This window comes from Promicromonospora sp. NPDC050249, from assembly GCF_040656015.1.
Classification (GTDB): domain Bacteria; phylum Actinomycetota; class Actinomycetes; order Actinomycetales; family Cellulomonadaceae; genus Promicromonospora.
On record NZ_JBFAKY010000010.1, the window covers coordinates 65,540 to 85,630 of the forward strand.

Genomic DNA, 20,091 nt, shown 5'->3' on the forward strand with positions numbered 1-20,091 from the left:
GGAGTGCGGATCAGCACTCCGGCCCCGGTTCTGTCTCGCCACAGCTCTACTTCCGCACGGGGGTCAGGCTCAGGCGACCTCGTCCTGGGGGAGGCCCAGCCAGCTGTGCCAGCCGGTGTGCAGCACCAGCCACGCCATCAGGCCGTAGCCCGCCTGGCCGGGGTAGACGCCCCCACCCTGCGCGAGGTCGGCGAGCCACTGCTCGTGCTGCGCGAGCGGCGTGTACGTGTCGACGTACGGCACCCTGCGCCGGTTGGCGACGTCGGCGAACGCGTCCGACAGCTCCGCGATCCGGCTGCCCTCTGCGGGCAACCCGGGCGGCGGCCCGACGACGAACGCCGCCGTCCGGTTCGCGTCCGCGACGTCGAGGATGTTCGCCAGGTTCAGCCGCGAGCGCGCGACGGTGAGCCCGGAGGAGACGTCGTGCCGCCCCAGGGCCACCACCAGGCGGTTCTCGACCTCGGAGTCCGAGCCGAACCGCGTGGCGGTCTCCGCCTCCCAGCGGGCGCCGAGCTGCGTGCTGGTCTCGCCGGGCACGGCGAGGGTGAAGAGCATGGCGGGCCGGGAGAAATGGGTGCGCGCGACGACGCGACCGGTCCAGCCGAGCGCACGAGCGTCTCCGACACCCGTGGCCAGCTCGTCACCGACGACGCAGATGCGCACCTCGCGATCCTGCAACGGACTCTCCTTGCCTGTTCCCGGCAGCCTGGCGGACGGCCGGTTCCCCATTGTGATGCACGGACAGTGGCCGAACAGTGCCAACGCGCCGACGCGTGTGCGCCCAGGTCAGAACCAGAGACGCTTTGGCGGCGCCGCCGGTGCGGCGTCGTCAGAGCAGCGTCATCCCCCAGCGGACGGCGTGCCGCTCGCCCGGAGCGAGGTGCACGAGCCGCTCGCGCGTGCGGAACGCGTCGGCGGCACAGGTCATCGGCTCGGCGGCGAGACCCATCCGGCGTCGGTCCGGGTCGATGTGGTCGCCCGTGCAGACCTGCCAGACGTCCTGGGACTCGTCCATCCAGACCGCGGACGTGCGGCCGTCGGGGGCGGTCAGGTGGGCCCAGGAGAGGCCGTCGCCGTCGCGCAGGACATCGACGTACGCGTCGTCGAGGTCCAGCCCGGCCGCGCTGCGCGGCTCACGCAGGTCAAAGGTGCCCGACGCCGGCTCGGTGCCGGTCGGGAGCAGCCGCTCGTCGGTCGTGACGCGGGTGGCCGCGTCGAGGCGGACCGTGCACTCGTCCAGGTCCGCGCCGCCCGTCGAGAGCCACGGGTGGAACCCGCACCCGTAGGGCGCCGTGCTCGCCCCGATGTTCGTGACGTCGAGGGTGACCTCGAGGCCCGCGTCGGACAGGGCGTAGCGGATCTGCGCGACCAGCTGGAACGGGTAGCCAGGCCGGGCGACCAGCTCGAGCTCGAGGGTCACGGCGGATCCCGTGTGCTCGATCACCGACCAGCGGTCCCACGCAGCGAGCCCGTGCAGCGCGGTGTTGCGCGCGGGCTCCGTGACGGGCAGCTGGTGCGTCTCGCCGCCGTACTCGTAGGAGCCGTCGCGGAGCCGGTTCGGCCAGGGGATCAGCACGGCGCAGTTGAACACCGGGCTGATCTCGTCCGCTCTGAAGGGCACCACGACGTCGCGGCCGTCGACCGAGTACTCTCGCAGCGCCGCACCCACCTGGGTGACCGTCGCACGGTGGCCTTCGTGGCTGATCCGGAACTGGTCCCCGGAAGGATGGGGCCTGGCCGCAGCCACGGGAGGAATTTCTGTCGTCACACTCACACCGTAACCGTAGGGCAATTTATGCCTGCGCCACGTAGCGTGAGACAGCAGACTAGGGGGTCGGGTTCTGTGATGTTCACACGACCCCGCTACGAACAGGACCTGATGTCGGGTCCATGCGGGCACGTCTGCCCGCCCCAGCAAGGAGGAACGATGGAACAGCAGGTACTCGGACGGACCGGTCGGCTCGTATCGGCTGTGGGCCTGGGCACCTGGCAGCTCGGTGCTGACTGGGGTGAGGTCAGCGAGGGCGACGCCCGAGCCGTCCTCGAGGCCTCGCTCGAGGCCGGGGTGACCTTCTTCGACACCGCTGACGTCTACGGTGACGGCCGCAGCGAGCAGGCGATCGGCTCCTTCCTCAAGGACCACCCCGAGGCCGGCATCACCGTCGCCACGAAGATGGGCCGGCGCATGGACCAGGTGCCGGAGAACTACGTGCTCCAGAACTTCCGGGAGTGGACCGATCGGTCCCGGCGGAACCTCGGCGTCGACCGGCTGGACCTGGTGCAGCTCCACTGCCCGCCCACGCCCGTCTACTCCTCGGACGCCGTCTACGACGCGCTCGACCAGCTCGTCTCCGACGGCGCGATCGCCGCCTACGGCGTGAGCGTCGAGAAGACCACGGAGGCGCTCGAGGCCATCGCGCGTCCCAACGTCGCCAGCGTGCAGATCATCCTCAACGCGTTCCGGCTCAAGCCGCTCGACGAGGTGCTGCCTGCGGCCTCCGCCGCGGGCGTCGGCATCATCGCGCGCGTGCCGCTCGCGTCCGGTCTGCTCTCCGGCAAGTACACCAAGGACACGGTGTTCGCCGAGAACGACCACCGCAACTACAACCGTGAGGGCGCCGCGTTCGACGTCGGAGAGACGTTCTCCGGCGTGCCCTACGAGGTGGGGCTCGAGGCCGCCGCCCGCTTCACGGAGCTCGCGCGTGAGCTCGTCGGGGAGACCCTGACCCCGGCGCAGGCAGCGATCGCCTGGGCCTGGCAGCGGCCGGGCGTCTCCTCCGTGATCCCGGGGGCGCGCAACGTCGAGCAGGCCCGCGCCAACGCCGCGGCCGGTCACGCGGAGACGCTGGGCCCGCTCTTCATGTCCGGCGTGCGGGAGATCTACGACGAGATGATCAAGGAGCACGTCCACGACAAGTGGTGACGCGTAGGACCGCGAAGTAGAGCGCCTGTCCCACTCCCGCACGAGGTGAGCCTCGTGGGAGGGGGACAGGCGCTCTACTTCGCGGTCCAGGCCGCTCACTGCTCCGGGCGGAAGACGCAGAACTCGTTGCCCTCCGGGTCGGCGAGCACGTCCCAGAACACATGCGGGTCCGGGGAGTCCGCACGCCCCATGAGCAGCGTGGCGCCCGCGTCGAGAAAGCTCTCGGTCTCGCCCCACACGTCCCAGTGGATGCGGTTCTTCACGGTCTTCGGCTCGGGAACCGGGATGAAGAGCATCAGCCAGGGCAGCCCGCCGCCGGGTTCCAGCCGGTACCACGGCCGGTCGGAGTACCGCTTCGGCTCCACGCCGAACCGCTCTCCCCACCAGCTGCTCGCCGCTGCCGGGTCGGCGGAGTCGACGACCAGCGCGTAGAGGCGATAGCCGCCCACCGTCGCCGCCCGGTGCGGGAACGCGCAGAGCTCGCCGCCCTCGGGGTCGCGCATGACCGTCCAGTCCTCGCGCGCGACCTCCGGCGTGGCGCCGAGCGCCCGGAGCTCGTCGACCGTGGCGTGCAGGTCGAGGTGCACCCGCTGCTTGACGGTGCGCGGCTCGGGGACCTGGTTGATCCAGACCGTGTGCTGCGGGACGTCGTCCTCGAGCACGAACTCGGCCGCGGAGTCGCCGGCCGGCCGCGACCGGAGCCCCAGGGCCCCCGACCAGAAGGCGGCGAGCGTCGGCCCGTCGGTGGCGTCGATGACCAGGTCCTTGAAGGCTGCGTCTGCCATCACGCCAGCGTACGGCGGGCGTCGTCGGTCCGGGAGCGCAAAAAGAGGCGGGCATCCTCCCGAAGGGGATGCCCGCCTCCCATCCAGCTGTCAGCCGCGAGTGAAGGCCTGCTCGAGGAGCGTCTTCTGCTGCGCCTGGTGCAGCTTGGCGGTACCGGCGGCCGTGGATGCCGACGCCGGGCGAGAGACCACCTTGACGTACGGCATGTCCAGCGGCAGGGCGAGGTGGATGAAGCCCCACGCGCCCTGGTTCTGCGGCTCGTCCTGCACCCAGACCAGCTCGGCGCCCTCGTACTTGGCGAGCTCCGCGCGGATCTGAGCCTCGGGGAACGGGTACAGCTGCTCGAGGCGGACGATGGCCACTCCCTCGTCGCCGCGCTTGGTGCGCTCGGCGAGCAGGTCGTAGTACACGCGGCCCGTGCACAGGAGCACGCGGTTCACCTTGGCCGGGTCGGCCACCGAGTCCGCGATGACCTCCTGGAACGTCCCCGACGTGAAGTCCTCGACCGAGGAGGCAGCCGCCTTGAGGCGCAGCAGCTGCTTCGGCGTGAACACCACGAGCGGACGGCGCGGGCGGGCGTACGCCTGGCGGCGCAGCAGGTGGAAGTACGACGCAGGAGTGGACGGCTGCGCGATCGTCAGGTTGTTCTCCGCGCCGAGCTGCAGGAACCGCTCGATGCGGGCGGACGAGTGGTCCGGACCCTGGCCCTCGTAGCCGTGCGGCAGCAGCATGACGACCGACGACGACTGGCCCCACTTCTGCTCGGCGGACGAGATGAACTCGTCGATCACCGTCTGGGCGCCGTTGACGAAGTCGCCGAACTGCGCCTCCCAGAGCACCAGGGCGTCCGGGCGCTCCACCGAGTAGCCGTACTCGAAGCCGAGTGCGGCGTACTCCGACAGCGAGGAGTCGTAGACCCAGAACTTGGCCTGGTCGCCCGACATGTACAGCAGCGGCGTCCACTCGGCGCCGGTCTCCCGGTCGTGCAGCACTGCGTGCCGCTGCACGAAGGTGCCGCGGCGGGAGTCCTGCCCGGCGAGGCGCACCGGGGTGCCCTCGACGAGCAGCGAGCCGAAGGCGACGAGCTCGCCGAAGCCCCAGTCGATGCCGCCTTCCTTCGCCATGAGCTGGCGCTTCTCGAGCATCTGCGCGAGCTTCGGGTGGATCGTGAAGCCCTCGGGCGGCGTGGTGTGCACGTCACCGACCCGCTGCAGCATCTCCGGCGAGATCGCCGTCTGCCAGCCCACCATCGTCCCGGCGTCCTCACGCTGGGACTCGGGGCGCTCCAGGCCGGCGAGGTGCTCCGTCTGCGGTGCGGGCGTGAAGCCCGACTTGGTCTCGGTGAAGACCCGCTCGAGCTGCGACTGGTAGTCCTGCAGCGCGCCCTCGGCCTCTTCGACGGTGATGTCACCGCGGGCGACCAGGTTCTCGGTGTACAGCTTGCGCACTGAGCGCTTGGTCTCGATGAGGTTGTACATGAGCGGCTGCGTCATCGACGGGTCGTCGCCCTCGTTGTGCCCGCGGCGGCGGTAGCAGATGAGGTCGATGATGACGTCCTGGCCGAACTGCTCGCGGAACGCGAAGGCGAGCTCGGCGGTCCGCACGACGGCCTCGGGGTCGTCGCCGTTCACGTGCATGACCGGGACCTGGTAGCCCTTGGCGACGTCGGTCGCGTACGTGGTCGAGCGGGACGCCGTCGGGCCGGTGGTGAAGCCGACCTGGTTGTTGACGACGACGTGGATCGTGCCGCCCGTGCGGTACCCGCGCAGCTGCGACAGGTTCAGCACCTCTGGCACGACGCCCTGGCCCGCGAAGGCCGCGTCGCCGTGCACCAGGATCGGCAGCACGGAGAAGCCGTCGCCGCCGAGGTCGATGCGGTCCTGCTTGGCGCGGACGATGCCCTCGAGCACCGGGTCAACGGCCTCCAGGTGCGACGGGTTGGCCGCGAGGTAGACGCGCGTGGTGGCGCCGGACTCCGACGTGAAGGTGCCCTCGGTGCCGAGGTGGTACTTCACGTCACCCGAGCCCTGGACGCTCTTGGGGTCGAGCTGGCCCTCGAACTCCTTGAAGATCTGGCCGTAGCTCTTGCCCGCGATGTTCGCCAGCACGTTGAGGCGGCCGCGGTGGGCCATGCCGATGCCGACCTCGTCGAGGCCGCCCTCTGCGGCCCGCGACAGGATCGCGTCGAGCAGCGGGATCAGGGACTCGCCACCCTCGAGCGAGAAGCGCTTCTGCCCGACGAACTTGGTCTGCAGGAACGTCTCGAACGCCTCGGCGGAGTTCAGCCGGCGCAGGATGCGCAGCTGGTCCTCGCGCGGCGTCTTGGCGTAGCCCGCCTCCAGGCGCTCCTGGAGCCACTTGCGCTGACCCGGGTCGGCGATGTGCATGTACTCGATGCCGATGGTGCGGCAGTACGAGTCGCGCAGCAGGCCGAGGATCTCGCGCAGCGTCGCCTTGGGCTTGGTGCCGAAGCCCGCCGTCGGGAAGGTGCGGTCCAGGTCCCAGAGCGTGAGGCCGTGGTTCTGGATGTCCAGGTCGGGGTGCTTGCGCTGGCGGTAGGCGAGCGGGTCGGTGTCCGCCATGAGGTGGCCGCGCGAGCGGTACGACTGGATGACCTCGGCGATCTTGGCCGGCTTGGCGGCCTCGACGTCGGCGTCGACCGTGTTGTCACGGACCCAGCGGACGGGCTCGTACGGGACGCGCAGCGCCGCGAAGACGCGGTCGTAGAAGCCGTCGAGGCCGAGCAGCTTCTCCGAGATGATCTTGAGGAACTCGCCGGACTGGGCGCCCTGGATGATCCGGTGGTCGTAGGTCGACGTGATCGTCATGACCTTCGAGATGCCCATCCGGGCGAGCTGCTCCTCGGACGCGCCGGCGAACTCCGCCGGGTAGTCCATGGCGCCGACGCCGACGATGGTGCCCTGGCCCTGCATGAGGCGCGGCACGGAGTGCACGGTGCCGATGCCGCCCGGGTTGGTCAGGGAGATCGTCGTGCCCTGGAAGTCCGGCACGGCGAGCTTGCCGCCGCGGGCCTTGCGGACCAGCTCCTCGTAGGCCGCCCAGAACTCGGCGAAGTCGAGCTCCTCGGCCTTCTTGATGCTCGGCACCAGGAGCTGGCGCGAGCCGTCCGGCTTGGCGAGGTCGATCGCGAGACCGAAGCCCACGTGCGCGGGCTGGTTGACGCCCGGCTTGCCGTCCACCGGCTCGTAGTGCGCGTTCATGACCGGCATGTCGGCCAGCGCCTCGACCAGCGCGAAGCCGATGAGGTGCGTGAACGAGATCTTGCCGCCCCGACCACGCTTGAGGTGGTTGTTGATGACGATGCGGTTGTCGACCATCAGCTTGGCGGGCACGGCGCGCACCGAGGTGGCGGTGGGGACCTCGAGCGAGGCCTCCATGTTCGTGACCACGCGCGCGGCGGGGCCGCGCAGCTTCTGGACGTCGTCGACGGCGTCCGGGTGCGCAACGGGGCGCTCGAACGTGTCCGCGTAGTGCGTGGTGGGTGGGGTGGCGATCGGGTTCGCCGGGTTGACCTTGGGGTCGGCGGGCAGGCGCTTCTTGCGCACCTTCTGCGCCGCCTCCGAGGCGGCGGTGCCGCCGGTCACCGGGGGGGCCGACTGCCGGGCGGGAGCTGGGGCGGGGGCCGCCGGAGCGGACGTCGCGCCCGCCTGGGCCGCACCTGCGTCGGCCGGAGCCCCGTCGGCCGGCGCTGCGTCGGCCGGAGCCTTCGGAGCTGCCGCCGGTGCGCCGTCCTTGGTGGAGCCGTTCTCGCCGGGGGTGTAGTCGGCGAAGAAGTCCCACCACGCGGGGTCTACCGCGTTCTTGTCCTTGAGGTACTGCTGGTAGAGCTCGTCGACAAGCCATTCGTTGGCTCCGAATGACGAGCTCGCCACGCTGATCGACTCTGAACCAGCCTTAGGGGACACGCGCGGATCGCCCACCTTCACCACAGTTGCGTTCGTCGCGCGCCACCCTTGTCGCAGCACGCGAAGCCCGAATGTTTTCGGACCCTCCAAGGGTAGGCCCTTCTGGCCCGCCGGTGGGCTTGGCCGCGCGGGCCCTGCGGGGCGCGCAGGCGCCAAAGAAGTTGGTTCGTCATGTTTATCGCAGGCTGAGCAAAACCCGGGCAACGTTCGGCCTGGAAGTCCCCAACGCGGCGTTACGGCGCTCCGTATGGGGCGGCCAATCTTTGGGGCGTGTGACAGAAATCACGCGACTCCGTCTCACGCTCCGACCGCTCGCGCCCCTAGGCTTCTCCGTTTCTCACGGGAAACTACCCGATCGGTGCGCATGCGGTCAGTCCGATGCGATCAGTCCGTGTGCGTGGTCGAGACGCCCGGTGCCGGGTGTGCCCGCGCGGGGAGGGTGACCCGCATCGTCGCGCCCCGGTCGGAGTCGACCACCTGGACGTGCCCGCCGTGCAGCTCGACCGCCCAGCGGACGATGGCCAGGCCGATCCCGGTGCCGCCGCTCGACCCGACGGTGCTCCCGACCGTGCTGCCGCCGAACGTGTCGCCCGAGGATCCGTTCCAGCCCCTGTCGTCGGTCCGGTCCGCCGTCGACCCGGTGCCGCGCACGAACCGCTGGAAGATCCGCTCGCGGTCCGCCGCGGCGATACCGGGGCCCTCGTCGCTGACCTCCAGCACGACGTCGGCGCCCTCCGTGCCGTCGACGGGGTAGGCGTCCAGGCGGACGACGCCGCCCGGCGGCGAGTGCCGGATCGCGTTCTGCAGCAGGTTCATGACCACCTGGTGGAGGCGTTCGGCATCGCCCTCGATGGAGAGGTCCTCCGGCGTGACGTCGACGACGTAGTGGAGGTCCTTGGCGGCGTCGACCATCGAGAGGTCCTCTGCGCAGTCCTCGAGGAAGTCGCCGACGGCGATCTTGCCCACGTTGAGCGCCGAGGCGCCCGCCTCGATGCGCGAGAGATCGAGCAGGTAGGTGACGAGCCGGGTGAGCCGGTCCGTCTGGGCGTGCGCCTGCTCCAGCGCGGACGGGGTGGGCTCGACGACGCCGTCGACCATGTTCTCCAGCTGCGCCTTGAGCGCGGCGACCGGGGTGCGCAGCTCGTGCGACACGTTGGCGATCAGGTCGCGGCGGGTCTGCTCGACCGAGGCCAGGTCCTCGGCCATGCGGTTGAACGCGTGCGCGAGCTGCCCGACCTCGTCGCTGCTCGTCGCGCGCACCCGGCGGGTGTAGTCGCCGTCCGCCATCGCCTCGACGGCCTCGGTGATCTCCCGCAGCGGCGACGTCATGCCGCGGGCCAGGACCTGCGTGAGCAGCAGCGACAGGATGATGGCCAGGGGGAAGGTGCGGCTCGGCCCCAGGGACGCCTGCAGGCCGAGCCACGTGATCAGCACCGCCGCCGAGACCGTCACCGCCACCAGCACGCCCAGCTTGATCTTGAGCGAGCGCAGCGGGTCGAGCGGCCGCACGTCGGGGACGCGGGGTACGTGCGGTCTCATCGGATCCTCGTCTGAGTTACTGGCTGGCCTGGTTGGCGGGCGGCTCGAACGCGTACCCGACGCCGTGCACGGTACGGATCAGGTCGGGGCCGAGCTTGCGGCGCAGGGCCTTGATGTGGGAGTCCACCGTGCGCGTGCCGCTGGCGTCCGCCCAGTCCCAGACCTCGGCGAGCAGGCGCTCGCGTGTGAGCACCGTCTTGGGCGATCCGGCGAGCATGACGAGCAGCTCGAACTCGGTGGGGGTCAGGTGGACCTCCTCGCCGCCGCGATAGACGCGGCGCTGCGCGCGGTCCACCGTGACGTCGCCCATCATCATGGGCGGGTCGGCCGGCGTCGTGGCGGCGGCCTGTGCCGCACGGTCCACGCGGCGCAGCAGCGCCTTGATCCGGGCCACGAGCTCGCGCATCGAGAACGGCTTGGTCATGTAGTCGTCGGCGCCGACGCCGAGGCCGACCAGCATGTCGGTCTCGTCGTCCCGTGCGGTGAGCATGAGGATCGGCGTGGGGTGCTCGGCCTGGATGCGCCGCGTGACCTCGAGCCCGTCGATGCCTGGCAGCATCACGTCGAGCACCACGAGGTCGGGGCGCAGCCGTGAGGCGGCGTCGACGCCGGACAAGCCGTCGCGCGCGACCTCGACCCGCCAGCCCTCGGCGGACAGCCGCTGAGCGATGGCCGTCGCGATCGTCGGCTCGTCCTCCACTACGAGCACGGTCGCGCTCTGCTGACCGGTCGAGGCTGCGGCCGACGCCGGACCGGGCTGCTGCGAGGCCCCAGACGGCTGGGGGTTACCAGATGACATAGGTCAATCATGCCCGTACCTACCTGATAAGACCCTGATAACGGCCTGACTGCGTGTCAGCGCGCCCGGTCGCGAGTGCGCGCAGCCCTTCCGGAGCGTTCCCGCTACGATCTATCGCACGATGATCGAGCGATATCCCGACCGAAGATCCTGGAAGAATCCAGACCCCCCGAACGCCCTCCGGAGCATGAGATGACCGGCGACTGGATCTTGGTCGCCGTCGGCGTCCTTCTCACAGCAGGTACAGCTGTCTTCGTGGCCGGGGAGTTCTCCCTCGTCACCATCGACCCCGCGGTGATCGGTGACTCCGACGACTCGGAGGGGGACAGACCCGGCCGGACCCGGTCCGACCCCCAGTCCTCCGCGACGTCCAACCCCCGGTCCGGCCATGCTGCCCGGCCCGTACTCGGCCAGAGCATGCGGGACCGCAGCGTACGCACCGCGCTGCGCCACCTCTCGACCGAGCTGAGCTCCGCCCAGGTCGGCATCACGCTGACCACCATCCTGCTGGGCTACACCGCGCAGCCGGCGCTGAACTCCCTGCTCTCGGCAGGGTTCGGCGCGACGTCCGTGCCGACCGCCGTCTCCGCCGGCCTCGCCGGCGTCCTGGCCGTCGTGCTGGTCAACGTGTTCTCCATGGTGTGCGGTGAGCTGATCCCCAAGAACTTCGCGCTCTCGGCGCCGCTGGCCACCGCACGCATCGTCGTGCCGGTGCAGCGGGTGTTCACCATCACGTTCAAGCCGCTGATCGCCGTGCTCAACGGCTCAGCCAACGCCCTGCTGCGGCGCATCGGCGTCGAGCCGCGTGAGGAGCTCTCCGGAGCCCGGTCCGCGTCCGAGCTGGCCTCGCTGGTGCGCCGCTCGGCGGAGGAGGGCACGCTCGAGGAGTCCGTCGCGACGCTGCTCACCAACTCGATCGAGCTGGACACGCTGAGCGCGCGCGACGTCATGACCGACCGCCTGCGCATGTCGGTGCTGGACCGGACGGCGACGGCGGACGACGTCGTCGCGCTCGCCCGGCGCACCGGCCACTCGCGGTTCCCGGTGATCGGGGAGGACCGGGACGACGTCGTCGGCCTCGTGCACCTGCGGCGTGCGGTCGGCGTGCCGCACGACCGCCGGAGCGAGGTGCCGGCGGCCGCCCTCATGGTGGACGCGCCCCGCGTCCCGGAGACGGTACGGCTGGGCCCGCTGCTCGTGGAGCTGCGCGGGTTCGGTATGCAGATGGCGGTGGTCGTCGACGAGTACGGCGGCACCTCCGGCGTCGTCACGCTGGAGGACGTCGTCGAGGAGCTGGTGGGCGACGTCGCGGACGAGCACGACCCCCGACGGGCCGGCGCGGCCCGTGCCGCCGACGGGTCCTGGATAGTGCCAGGCGTGCTGCGTCCGGACGAGCTCGTCGAGTACACCGCGATCGAGGTCCCGGAGGGGGCCGCATACGAGACGCTCGGTGGCCTCGTCATGGCCGAGCTCGGTCGCATGCCCACGGTCGGCGACGAGGTCACGGTGGGGACCGCAGGCGCCCGCGTGACCCTGCGCGTGGAGGCCATGGACGGGCGCCGCGTCGAGCGGGTGCGGGTTCGCCCGCTGCCCGACGACCGGCCGGGCGACGACCGGGCCCGGAACGACCGGTCCCGGCCGGACCGGGTCCGGGCCGAGCGGACGCGCAGCGAGAAGGGGACGAGCCGATGAGCACGACCACCGCACTGATCGTCGGCCTCGTGCTGCTCGCGGGCAACGCCTTCTTCGTCGGCGCGGAGTTCGCCGTCATCTCCGCGCGCCGCAGCGCCATCGAGCCCCTCGCGGCGGCGGGGGACCGGCGGGCCATCACCGTCCTGTGGGCGATGGAGCACGTGTCGCTCATGCTGGCCTGCGCCCAGCTCGGCGTGACCGTCTGCTCCACCGGCCTCGGCATCGTCGCGGAACCCGCGCTGGCGCACCTCCTCGAGGGGCCGCTGCACAGCATCGGGGTGAGCGACGACCTCACCCACCCGATCGCCCTCGTCATCGCGCTGTCCCTTGTCGTGTACCTGCACGTCGTGCTCGGCGAGATGGTGCCGAAGAACCTCGCGGTGTCCGGCCCGGACCGGGCGGTCATGTGGTTCGGGCCGCCGCTGGTGCTCCTCGCCCGGATGCTGCGTCCCGTCATCGGCGGCCTGAACTGGATCGCCAACCACGCCGTGCGGCTGGCGGGCGTCGAGCCCAAGGACGAGGTCGCCTCCGCGTTCACCGCGGAGGAGGTGCAGTCCATCGTGGAGCACTCGCAGGCGGAGGGTGTCCTGCGCGACGAGCAGGGCCTCCTGACCGGCGCCATCGAGTTCTCCAACCGCACGGCGAGCGACGTCATGGTGCCCGTCAGCGGCCTCGTGGCCGTCGACGAGAACAGCACGCCCGACGACGTCGAGCGGCTCGTGTCGAAGCACGGCTTCAGCCGGTTCCCCGTCGTGACACACGGCGACGACGGCGACGAGCTGGTGGGCTACCTGCACCTCAAGGACGTCCTCTACGCGACGGGGCCCGCCCGGTTCGAGCCGGTGGCCGTGTGGCGGGTCCGCGCACTGGCCGCCGTCGGGCCCGATGACGAGGTCGAGGACGCGCTGCGGGTCATGCAGCGCTCCGGGTCGCACCTCGCTCGCGTCGAGGGCACCGAAGGGCAGGTGCTCGGCGTCGTCTTCCTCGAGGACATCCTGGAGGAGCTCGTGGGCGAGGTGCGCGATGCGATGCAGCGCCGTTGAGATCCGGCGCCGTTGAGATGGTGGCGGCGGGAAGGCATGGACAGGTAGTGAGCACGTCATGTGCAGGTCGGGCGATGTCCCGGCGGGGCTTGGCAGGCGGCCTCGCCCCGGTTAGTGTCTCGTGCGACATAGACACCGCGAGGGGCCGCGGACGCTCGACGACGGAGGATCAGTGGAGTCCACGGCTGTGACGAGCCTGCAGCCTGCGCCCATGACGCGCCGGGCCCGGCGCGAGGCGCAGGAGCAGCACGCCCAGGCCCTGCGCGCACACGTGCTGCGGGCTCAGGGAGCGCGGGCCCAGCGCCCGCAGATCCAGCCGACGCCCGCTCGGGCGAGCCAGCCGGTCGCGACCCGGAGTGCCACGTCGTTCGACCAGGTGGTCACCGGAGCCATCACCCGGCCAGTCAGGGCGACGTCGTCCGTGCCCGCCGGGCAGCGGTTCGTCTCCCGGGCGGCCGTGATCGGCACGCTGGCCGCCGCGACCATCGCGGCACCGTTCGTGCAGGGCACCGCGGAGTCGGGCGAGTCCCCGTTCGACGTCGAGGCGCCGCACACCGGGCCGAACGTGCTCGACCTCGTGACCCAGCCCGTCGAACGCCCGAAGACCTCAGGGGCCGTCCTGCGGGCCGAGGCGATCACCCGGCCCGAGTCGGCCGCCAGCCGCTCGCTCGACCGCAGCCCGCTGCCGGACTGCGACGTCAGCGCTCCCGTCGAGGGCACCAACGGGGCGCTCGCGGACCACTCCCTGTGCGAGCTGTGGCAGGCGGGGGAGTACCTGCGGCCCGACGCCGCGATGTCGCTCAGCGCGCTCAACGAGGCGTTCCGCGCGTCGTTCGGCCGGGAGATGTGCCTCGTGGCCAGCTACCGCGACCTGGACACGCAGTACGAGCTCAAGGCCTCCAGGGGGTACTTCGCGGCCTCGCCGGGCACGTCCATGCACGGCTGGGGTCTCGCGATCGACCTCTGCTCGAAGGAGACCGGGGACAGCGAGGTCTTCTCGTGGCTCTGGGCCAACGCGCCGTCCTACGGCTGGCAGAACCCCTCGTGGGCCCAGCTCGGCGGCAGCAAGTACGAGCCGTGGCACTGGGAGTTCGTGTCGGGCGTCGTCGAGAAGGGCGAGTGGCAGGGCTGACGGTCTAGAGGCGCATCAGAAGCGCAGGTGGGTGTTCGGTCCGAAGTCCTGGCGGAACACCGGGCCGTCGCTCGCGAGCTCGGCGGCGAACGACGGCGCCCACGCGCTGTAGGGCTCCATGGCGAGCGACTCGTTGGAGAACCGGCGGTCGTCGGTGATCTCGGTGACGCAGAAGTCCGGGATCTGCAGGCCCGTGACCGGGCCGGAGCGCTCGCACTCGGCCACCACCAGCGGGTGGTTGGCACCGCCGAAGACGTCGATCGACCAGCCGTCCGCCCCGAGCCAGACGGCGTACCGGACCTTGACGATCGGTGCCCCGCCGCGGCGGACCAGCTCGACGCCGATGCTCGGGTCCAGCTCGCGCTCCGCCTCGTAGCGGGTGCCACCCACCGCCGGCCCCTTCACCGTGACCGCCGCGAAGTCGATGTCCGCGACGTGCGCCCGCAGGATCTCGGCGGGGTCGGTGTCGCCCGTCAGGTCGGCGTCGATGTCACCGGCCTGGACGCGGACCCGGAGGGCGTAACCGTCGTCGGCCAGGAAGTAGGACTGGACGATGAGGGCCGGCGCGTCCCGGAGCTCCGCAGGGAGGTCGCGCACGAAGAACCGGCGCTCGAACTCGAAGTCGGCGTAGCCGCGGTCGGCGTCGGCCGGGGCGGGCTCGTCGAAGCGATCATCGCTCATGTGAGGTCCCTCGCCATCGGCAGCTGATGCTCGGTAGGTGCTTCTCGTACTTACCGTTCCGCAGATGGTTGTCTGCGGATGATTCAAGAAGTCTACGCAACCGGCTCGGTGCGGGGCGCCGTGCCGTGCACGAACCTGTCGCCCACGAACTCGCTCAGGGCCGCTGCGATCACCTCGGGGCGGCTGTCGATGCTCCCGGGCTTCAGCACGACCGGCGTGCCGACCAGGGCGATGTTGGCCGAGGCGGCGATACGCCGGACGAACGTCCGCTGGCGCGTGACCACCGCCCTCGGGTCCGCGACGTCCACGGCGAGCACCTGCCGGAAGGCCAGCCGGGCCTCGCGCACACCGGTGACCTCGGTCCAGAGCACCTGCTCGACGCCCAGGTTGGGGAGCCAGTCGGTCAGCCCCTCGCCGTCGAGCGTGAGCACGGGCCAGGTGGGCAGCAGCAGGCGGCGCACGACGATGAGGCCAAGGCCGGTGAAGACCAGCACGCCGATGGCGCTCAGCGAGACGACGGCCAGCGCGGCCGGTGCGGCGCTCGTCTGCGCGGCGTCGAAGCCGAGACGCGCGGCCACCGCACACAGCACCACCAGCGCGAGGATGGTCAGGGCGAGCGTGAGAACGTGCGCACGGGACGGATAGAAGTCCACGGACTCGTCGGGCATACCGGGACAGTAGCGCCACAAAGTAACGAATCAGTAGCTCAGTGGCGTCATCGGCGTCAGCCGAGCAGGAGCCGCGCTCCTGCCAGGGCCGTAGCGACCAGCACGGCGGTGCTGAACACCGGGCCGGAGATGCGGTGCGCGACGAGGCGGCCGAGCAGCAGCCCCGCGAACATGCCCGGGAACAGGGCCAGCGAGACGTGCAGCGACTCCGCCGAGATGAGACCCAGGGTCGTGCTGAACGGCAGCTTCGCGATGTTGATCGTGAGGAAGAACAGCGCGACCGTGCCGAGCAGCCCGGCCCGCGAGACGCCGGCGCGCAACAGATAGAGGCTCATGGGCGGGCCGCCCGCGTTCGCGATCATCGTCGAGACGCCGGCCGTCGCGCCCAAGGCGGCGCGGGTCAGCCGGTGACGGAGCCGGACGGAGGCCGGCACCGTGTGGCCGTTGGCCGCGTGGCCCGTCGCCGGGCCTGGCGCCGGGTTGCCCGCTGGGTCGGGTGCCGGACGGCGGGCCGCTCTGCGAGCGGCGAGCCGTCGCACCAGGTCGCCCAGCCCGGCGAGGAGGAGCAGGGCTCCGACGATCCGAGCGCTGACGTCGGATGGCGCCCAGCGCAGGGCGGCGAAGCCGACCAGGATCCCGAGGGCGACGCTGGGCACGAGGGCGCGCAGGACGTGCCACCGCACGTCCCGGCCGTAGGTGCTGACCGCGACGAGGTCGCCGACGATCAGAAGGGGCAGCGCGACCCCGGCGGCCGGCACCGGTGGGAGCACCGAGGCGATCACGGCGGCGCCGAGTGCGCCCAAGGGAGGTAGGCCGGTCTTGGCCAGCCCCATGAGGAGCGCGGCGATCGTGCCGCCGATGATGACGGGAACCGTCAGGTCCAGTGCGGTGTCCATGGCGAGGTGGACTCTACGGCGACGTGCTCGGACGGCTGTGGTCCGCCCACCCGGCGGGACCGATCACACGCTCCGGTCGAGTAATACGCTACAGGGCCGTATCGTTTTTGGGTGAGGACTGAACAGTGACGGCCCAGCAGCGTCGGGCGCCGGGCAGGCCACGGAATGCGGAGGCGGACCGCGCGGTTCTGAGTGCGGCGCTCGACCTGATCGCCGAGGCCGGCGTCGAGGGCGTGAGTATCGATCAGGCGGCGAAGCGCGCGGGGGTCGCTCGCACCACCGTCTACCGCCGGTACGCGACGCGCGACGACCTGGCGGTCGCAGCCCTCGTGGCGAACGAGGCGGCGGTGCTCGTCTCCTTCCAGGTCCCCGACCAGCCGAGCCTCGCCGACCTGGTCGCCACCTGGTCGGCCGGGCTGAGCGAGCCGCGGTCCCGGATACTGCTGCGCCGCATGATGTCGGTGCCGCGTGAGCACCCTGAGCTGTGGGCGGCCTTTCGCGCGGCGAGCGCCGGCTCGCGCGACCAGAGCGTCCACGATCTGGTGATCCGCGCCCGCGAGGAGGGCCAGCTGGCGGCGGATGCCGACGTCGAGATGGTCCAGGCGATGCTCACTGGTGCCGTGGCGGTCCACCTCACGAACTATCCCGACGACGTGTCGGCCGAGGAGGTCGCTGAGTATTTCTGGCGGGTGCTGCGGACGCTCGGGTTCCGGGTCGCGGTCCGCTCGCAGGGCCGGTCCTGAGCGCGGTCCGCTACTTGCCGTCGAACGGCACCCGCTCGGAGAGAGTCCACTCGTGGTAGGACCGCAGCACCGGTCCCTCCGCCCGGGACCGGATCGACAGAACGCCGTACTGGACGTCCTCGAAGCCGTCCGCACCGGAGTTGATCAGGTGAGTGCCGCCCGTGGGCACGATGACCCGCAGAACTTTCGTGCCGGTCTCCGCGAAAGCCGCGGGGTTCTTCACCTGGGCGAGGTACTGGCTGTCGCCGGTGCCTTCGACGACGTAGTAGTAAGTCCCGAGAGCCATCTGAGTTCCCTTCATCGCCCTGCACGCCGGGTGCGTCGTGGGTCCTGCGGCCGAACGTACGGCATGTGGATGTGTGGGGACCAGGTGCGCTGGACTGCTTGCTCTCCCTCGAAGAGACGGTATGGTCTCTGGCCGTGAAAAACGACGAATGGGCTGAAATCATCCGATCGGCGAAGCAGGGCGACGAGGATGACGAGGATGGCGTCTGGACCTGGACGTGCCCGGAGTGCGACGAGTACTCCGTCGAGATGGGCGTGCGCTTTCAGCACGGTGAAGTAGTCGAGTACACACTGATGTGCCTCTCCTGCGGAGCAGAGGTTGTCGCGCCGGCCTGACCGACCAGCCCCACAGCACGCGCAACCCAGATCGTCGCCGTCAACGTGACACGTGGATCGTCGAGCGCGCCAACCACCGCGTGACGGTCGCTCCGCTCCTCCTGTGACAGGGCTGCAGAGGCAAAGAACGAAACAGGCTGTGACCGGCACTCGCGCTGGTCACAGCCTGTTCGATGGGTGCGCCTGAAGGGATTCGAACCCCCGACCTTCTGCTCCGGAGCCAAAACCGGTCGACTTTCCGCCTGCCCTGTCGTGGTCGGCCCGCCGCAGAACTGTGCGGATCCGTGCAGGGCTGTCCGGGCGTGGTCGCCCCCATGGGCCAGCAGTTAGGCCAGCAGATAGCCCAGCAGCCCAGAGGCGCTAAGACCGCTGGACCGGGCAGTCTCGCTAGGGACAGCTCCTGCTAGCGCTAGTAAGCCCACTAGCGCCATGAGCCACGAGATACCGCCGATGTAGTGCGCTGGTACTACAGCCGCAGATTGGTTCGTTGATCAGGAATCGCAGGTAGCGGTGTCACTCCGTGGGGGCGGGTTGGTCGGTGGCTGTCCGCTGAAGCGTTCGAACGCAGCGGTGATCTGACGCCGTGCCGCGTTGATGTCCGCGAATGGGATGTTCACAACCTGGCCGTCGTGGTGCTGGTCGGTGAGCGTGATGTTGATGTCGCACTGCGTTGCCGTCCAGGAGACGACCTCGGTCCAAGGGACAGGTGCTCGTGTCGGTCGAGCCGCCCAGTGTTTGAAGCCTTCCTGGTTCAACGTCAGAGCGGCCTTTTGCGCCTGATGGCTGGTGTCCGCGTCGTCTCGTCGTGCGTCCGCCTTGTTGCGGATCAAACCACGGATGCTGTGGTGGCTGGCATAGACGAGCCCGACAGCGCCGAGCGAGAGGGCCAGACCCACGAGGATGCTGTTGGCGAGTTGCCGATGCGCCAACGTGCTCCAAGCGGAGTACTGATCCCAGTCGAGCGCTGCGACGTGACGCACGATCAAGACGGTTCCCACGATGCAGCCGAGCGCGAAGACGCTCGAGACGACGAGTGTCCAACCGTGCCGTGCGGGCGCAAGCCCGTAGTGCGTCGCCTTGTTCGGCTGCGCCCAGAACGTTACGGAATTCGTCATACCGTGCAAGTTACGAGGGGTGCAGATGTTCTGGAACCCTGATCTGCGGCTGTACCACTAGGTGCGGCGCCGCGAGGCTCGTTCACCAGCCCGCTCCAGATTCCAGTGAGGGCCGACGCCGCTAGCGCTAGCGTCCCCACGCGGTGCCGGGCGGGCGGTTGCTAGGCGGAGGATCGAGCCAGCCGACGACGACGACAGCCGCCGTGACCTACGGGCAGCACCGTGGCCGCCTCCGGCCACACCCACGGCACCCAGGCCGAGGTAGCGGAGGTAGCGGAGCGACCTGCTACCGGTAGCGGCGGCGCTACCTCACCCGCTACCCCTGGAGCTGCTAGATTCCAACGATTCTCACCAGGGGTAGCGGAGTAGCGGCCTTCAGCCCAGACCCTCGATATGGCCCAAAACCGGGGTTCTGGCGCTCTGCGGGTAGTCCCTACCCGCGCTACCGCTACCTCGTCATCCGACCTTCGTCGTGAGGTAGTCCTGCACCGCTGGCGCGAAACCGTAGGGCACGTAGTCGGAGAACGTGTCAGGAGACCCCCAGACGATGTCTGCGAGTTCTTCGGTGTCGGCGACGTACGCCTCGCCGCTGACGACGTCGCACGCGACGTAGCCCATGAGGCGGCCGGTGTTCGGGTGTACGCGCTCGCCCAGCAGCTTCACGACATCGACGGTGAGCCCCGTCTCTTCGGCAGTCTCGCGGACGGCTGCCTGCTCGAACGTCTCGCCCTGCTCGACGGCCCCCGACCGCGCCGTGGCGCTCGGCCTCGCGGAGCGGAACGTCACGACCCTGGTCCAGCTCCCGAAGGGACGCGCGGGCCGCAAGTCGAGGTCGTTCACGCTGGACCAGGTGCGGGCGATCCTGAACAGCCCATCGGCCGGCGCGCACTGGATGTACCCGTACGTCGTCGTGTCGCTCACGGTAGGTCTGCGGACCGAGGAAGCGCGGGCACTGCGCTGGGATCACGTCCACCTCTCTCCAGTGCCGCATGTGTGGGTCTGGCGCTCCGTCCGCGAGGGCGGTGACACCAAGGCGGAGAGGTCTCGCCGCACGCTGGCGCTGCCGAGCCTGGCCGTGCGGGCGCTCAACCGGCAGTGGGCATGGCAGGACGACCGGCGCCGCGCGATGGGGGAGGCGTGGCCAAGCCCGGAACTGGTCTTCACGACGGGAGCCGGGACCGCGCTCCGGCCCGAGAACGTCCGCCGAGACTTCCGCATCCTGCTCCGTGACGTGCCGGGTATCACCCCGGAGCAGTGGACTCCGCGCGACATGAGGCACACGTTCGTGTCGCTGCTCTCCCAGGGCGACGTTCCGATCGAGGAGGTCTCGCGGCTCGTCGGGCACAGCGACATCGGGACGACGGAGAACGTCTACCGGCACGAGCTGCGCCCCGTGCTCCAGAACGGCGCGCGGGCGATGGACAGCGTACTCAGCGACCCGTAGGCCAGCAGTTAGGCCAGCAGTAGCCGATAGGAGGTCGAGAGAGCGGGCAAAACGACAGGCCGTGACCAGCGAAAGTACTGGTC

General features: G+C 70.4%; 19 protein-coding genes. 7 read left to right on the top strand and 12 right to left on the bottom strand.

Going from position 1 to position 20,091, the window contains the following annotated elements; genetic code table 11:
- Nucleotides 1-69: 69 nt before the first annotated feature.
- Nucleotides 70-678 carry a GDSL-type esterase/lipase family protein gene (locus tag AB0I32_RS10400; protein ID WP_357505520.1) on the bottom strand — a complete coding sequence of 203 codons (609 nt, stop codon included), beginning with the start codon at nt 676-678 and terminating at the stop codon, nt 70-72.
- Nucleotides 679-829: 151 nt separating this feature from the next.
- The gene (locus tag AB0I32_RS10405; protein WP_357505522.1) at nt 830-1,774 is read right to left on the bottom strand and encodes an aldose 1-epimerase family protein; all 945 of its coding nucleotides are present in this window, start codon (nt 1,772-1,774) and stop codon (nt 830-832) included.
- A 153-nt stretch (nt 1,775-1,927) separates the two neighbouring features.
- On the opposite strand from AB0I32_RS10405, the gene AB0I32_RS10410 reads away from it, so the two are divergent.
- Nucleotides 1,928-2,923 (top strand): aldo/keto reductase, encoded by a 996-nt coding sequence (locus AB0I32_RS10410; protein WP_357505524.1) that lies wholly within the window; start codon nt 1,928-1,930, stop codon nt 2,921-2,923.
- Nucleotides 2,924-3,018: 95 nt separating this feature from the next.
- Here the strand turns inward: AB0I32_RS10410 and AB0I32_RS10415 are convergent, their stop codons facing one another.
- The 4 genes from AB0I32_RS10415 to AB0I32_RS10430 form a co-directional block, all read right to left on the bottom strand.
- Nucleotides 3,019-3,708 carry a VOC family protein gene (locus tag AB0I32_RS10415; protein ID WP_357505525.1) on the bottom strand — a complete coding sequence of 230 codons (690 nt, stop codon included), beginning with the start codon at nt 3,706-3,708 and terminating at the stop codon, nt 3,019-3,021.
- A gap of 90 nt (nt 3,709-3,798) precedes the next feature.
- On the bottom strand, nt 3,799-7,602 hold the full coding sequence (locus AB0I32_RS10420) for a multifunctional oxoglutarate decarboxylase/oxoglutarate dehydrogenase thiamine pyrophosphate-binding subunit/dihydrolipoyllysine-residue succinyltransferase subunit (RefSeq protein WP_357505527.1): 3,804 nt from the start codon (nt 7,600-7,602) through the stop codon (nt 3,799-3,801).
- Between the two features lie 417 nt (nt 7,603-8,019).
- A complete protein-coding gene (locus tag AB0I32_RS10425; RefSeq protein WP_357505529.1) occupies nt 8,020-9,174 on the bottom strand; it encodes a HAMP domain-containing sensor histidine kinase in 1,155 nt (384 codons plus the stop codon).
- A 16-nt stretch (nt 9,175-9,190) separates the two neighbouring features.
- Nucleotides 9,191-9,973 (bottom strand): response regulator transcription factor, encoded by a 783-nt coding sequence (locus AB0I32_RS10430; protein ID WP_357505531.1) that lies wholly within the window; start codon nt 9,971-9,973, stop codon nt 9,191-9,193.
- 192 nt (nt 9,974-10,165) lie between these two features.
- Between AB0I32_RS10430 and AB0I32_RS10435 the strand changes: the two genes are divergently transcribed.
- The 3 genes from AB0I32_RS10435 (at nt 10,166) to AB0I32_RS10445 (ending at nt 13,840) form a co-directional block, all read left to right on the top strand.
- Nucleotides 10,166-11,665 (top strand): hemolysin family protein, encoded by a 1,500-nt coding sequence (locus AB0I32_RS10435; RefSeq protein ID WP_357505533.1) that lies wholly within the window; start codon nt 10,166-10,168, stop codon nt 11,663-11,665.
- Complete coding sequence (locus AB0I32_RS10440) at nt 11,662-12,708, top strand: hemolysin family protein (protein ID WP_357505535.1); 1,047 nt, start codon at nt 11,662-11,664, stop codon at nt 12,706-12,708. Before AB0I32_RS10435 ends, AB0I32_RS10440 begins: the two co-directional genes overlap by 4 nt.
- 211 nt (nt 12,709-12,919) lie before the next feature.
- Nucleotides 12,920-13,840: a M15 family metallopeptidase gene (locus AB0I32_RS10445; protein ID WP_357505537.1), complete on the top strand. Its 921-nt coding sequence runs from the start codon at nt 12,920-12,922 to the stop codon at nt 13,838-13,840.
- 15 nt (nt 13,841-13,855) lie between these two features.
- Here AB0I32_RS10445 and AB0I32_RS10450 read toward each other — a convergent pair whose 3' ends face one another.
- The 3 genes from AB0I32_RS10450 to AB0I32_RS10460 all read right to left on the bottom strand — a co-directional run bounded on the left by AB0I32_RS10450 (nt 13,856) and on the right by AB0I32_RS10460 (nt 16,085).
- Nucleotides 13,856-14,521: a CYTH domain-containing protein gene (locus AB0I32_RS10450; protein ID WP_357505539.1), complete on the bottom strand. Its 666-nt coding sequence runs from the start codon at nt 14,519-14,521 to the stop codon at nt 13,856-13,858.
- 92 nt (nt 14,522-14,613) lie between these two features.
- Nucleotides 14,614-15,189 (bottom strand): STM3941 family protein, encoded by a 576-nt coding sequence (locus tag AB0I32_RS10455; RefSeq protein WP_357505541.1) that lies wholly within the window; start codon nt 15,187-15,189, stop codon nt 14,614-14,616.
- Between the two features lie 56 nt (nt 15,190-15,245).
- Entirely contained in the window at nt 15,246-16,085 is an 840-nt protein-coding gene (locus tag AB0I32_RS10460; protein ID WP_357505543.1) for a TSUP family transporter, read from the bottom strand.
- Between the two features lie 125 nt (nt 16,086-16,210).
- Here AB0I32_RS10460 and AB0I32_RS10465 point away from each other — a divergent pair, with 125 nt between their 5' ends.
- Nucleotides 16,211-16,828 (top strand): TetR/AcrR family transcriptional regulator, encoded by a 618-nt coding sequence (locus tag AB0I32_RS10465; protein WP_357505545.1) that lies wholly within the window; start codon nt 16,211-16,213, stop codon nt 16,826-16,828.
- 10 nt (nt 16,829-16,838) lie between these two features.
- Here the strand turns inward: AB0I32_RS10465 and AB0I32_RS10470 are convergent, their stop codons facing one another.
- Entirely contained in the window at nt 16,839-17,114 is a 276-nt protein-coding gene (locus AB0I32_RS10470; RefSeq protein ID WP_357505547.1) for a hypothetical protein, read from the bottom strand.
- A gap of 134 nt (nt 17,115-17,248) precedes the next feature.
- On the opposite strand from AB0I32_RS10470, the gene AB0I32_RS10475 reads away from it, so the two are divergent.
- Nucleotides 17,249-17,449 (top strand): hypothetical protein, encoded by a 201-nt coding sequence (locus tag AB0I32_RS10475; RefSeq protein WP_357505549.1) that lies wholly within the window; start codon nt 17,249-17,251, stop codon nt 17,447-17,449.
- Between the two features lie 491 nt (nt 17,450-17,940).
- Here AB0I32_RS10475 and AB0I32_RS10480 read toward each other — a convergent pair whose 3' ends face one another.
- Both AB0I32_RS10480 and AB0I32_RS10485 read right to left on the bottom strand, forming a co-directional pair.
- Entirely contained in the window at nt 17,941-18,564 is a 624-nt protein-coding gene (locus AB0I32_RS10480) for a hypothetical protein (RefSeq protein WP_357505551.1), read from the bottom strand.
- Between the two features lie 456 nt (nt 18,565-19,020).
- The gene (locus tag AB0I32_RS10485; protein WP_357505553.1) at nt 19,021-19,350 is read right to left on the bottom strand and encodes an NUDIX hydrolase; all 330 of its coding nucleotides are present in this window, start codon (nt 19,348-19,350) and stop codon (nt 19,021-19,023) included.
- Here AB0I32_RS10485 and AB0I32_RS10490 point away from each other — a divergent pair.
- A complete protein-coding gene (locus tag AB0I32_RS10490; RefSeq protein WP_357505555.1) occupies nt 19,238-20,008 on the top strand; it encodes a site-specific integrase in 771 nt (256 codons plus the stop codon). The genes AB0I32_RS10485 and AB0I32_RS10490 overlap by 113 nt on opposite strands.
- The last annotated feature ends 83 nt before the right edge of the window (nt 20,009-20,091 follow it).

Coding starts and splice junctions, on each gene's coding strand:
- AB0I32_RS10455 (WP_357505541.1), bottom strand. CDS start 15,189: ATGCCCGACGAGTCCGTGGACTTCTATCCGTCCCGTGCGCACGTTCTC.
- AB0I32_RS10460 (WP_357505543.1), bottom strand. CDS start 16,085: ATGGACACCGCACTGGACCTGACGGTTCCCGTCATCATCGGCGGCACG.
- AB0I32_RS10415 (WP_357505525.1), bottom strand. CDS start 3,708: ATGGCAGACGCAGCCTTCAAGGACCTGGTCATCGACGCCACCGACGGG.
- AB0I32_RS10470 (WP_357505547.1), bottom strand. CDS start 17,114: ATGGCTCTCGGGACTTACTACTACGTCGTCGAAGGCACCGGCGACAGC.
- AB0I32_RS10445 (WP_357505537.1), top strand. CDS start 12,920: ATGACGCGCCGGGCCCGGCGCGAGGCGCAGGAGCAGCACGCCCAGGCC.
- AB0I32_RS10480 (WP_357505551.1), bottom strand. CDS start 18,564: ATGACGAATTCCGTAACGTTCTGGGCGCAGCCGAACAAGGCGACGCAC.
- AB0I32_RS10410 (WP_357505524.1), top strand. CDS start 1,928: ATGGAACAGCAGGTACTCGGACGGACCGGTCGGCTCGTATCGGCTGTG.
- AB0I32_RS10425 (WP_357505529.1), bottom strand. CDS start 9,174: ATGAGACCGCACGTACCCCGCGTCCCCGACGTGCGGCCGCTCGACCCG.
- AB0I32_RS10450 (WP_357505539.1), bottom strand. CDS start 14,521: ATGAGCGATGATCGCTTCGACGAGCCCGCCCCGGCCGACGCCGACCGC.
- AB0I32_RS10435 (WP_357505533.1), top strand. CDS start 10,166: ATGACCGGCGACTGGATCTTGGTCGCCGTCGGCGTCCTTCTCACAGCA.
- AB0I32_RS10430 (WP_357505531.1), bottom strand. CDS start 9,973: ATGTCATCTGGTAACCCCCAGCCGTCTGGGGCCTCGCAGCAGCCCGGT.
- AB0I32_RS10440 (WP_357505535.1), top strand. CDS start 11,662: ATGAGCACGACCACCGCACTGATCGTCGGCCTCGTGCTGCTCGCGGGC.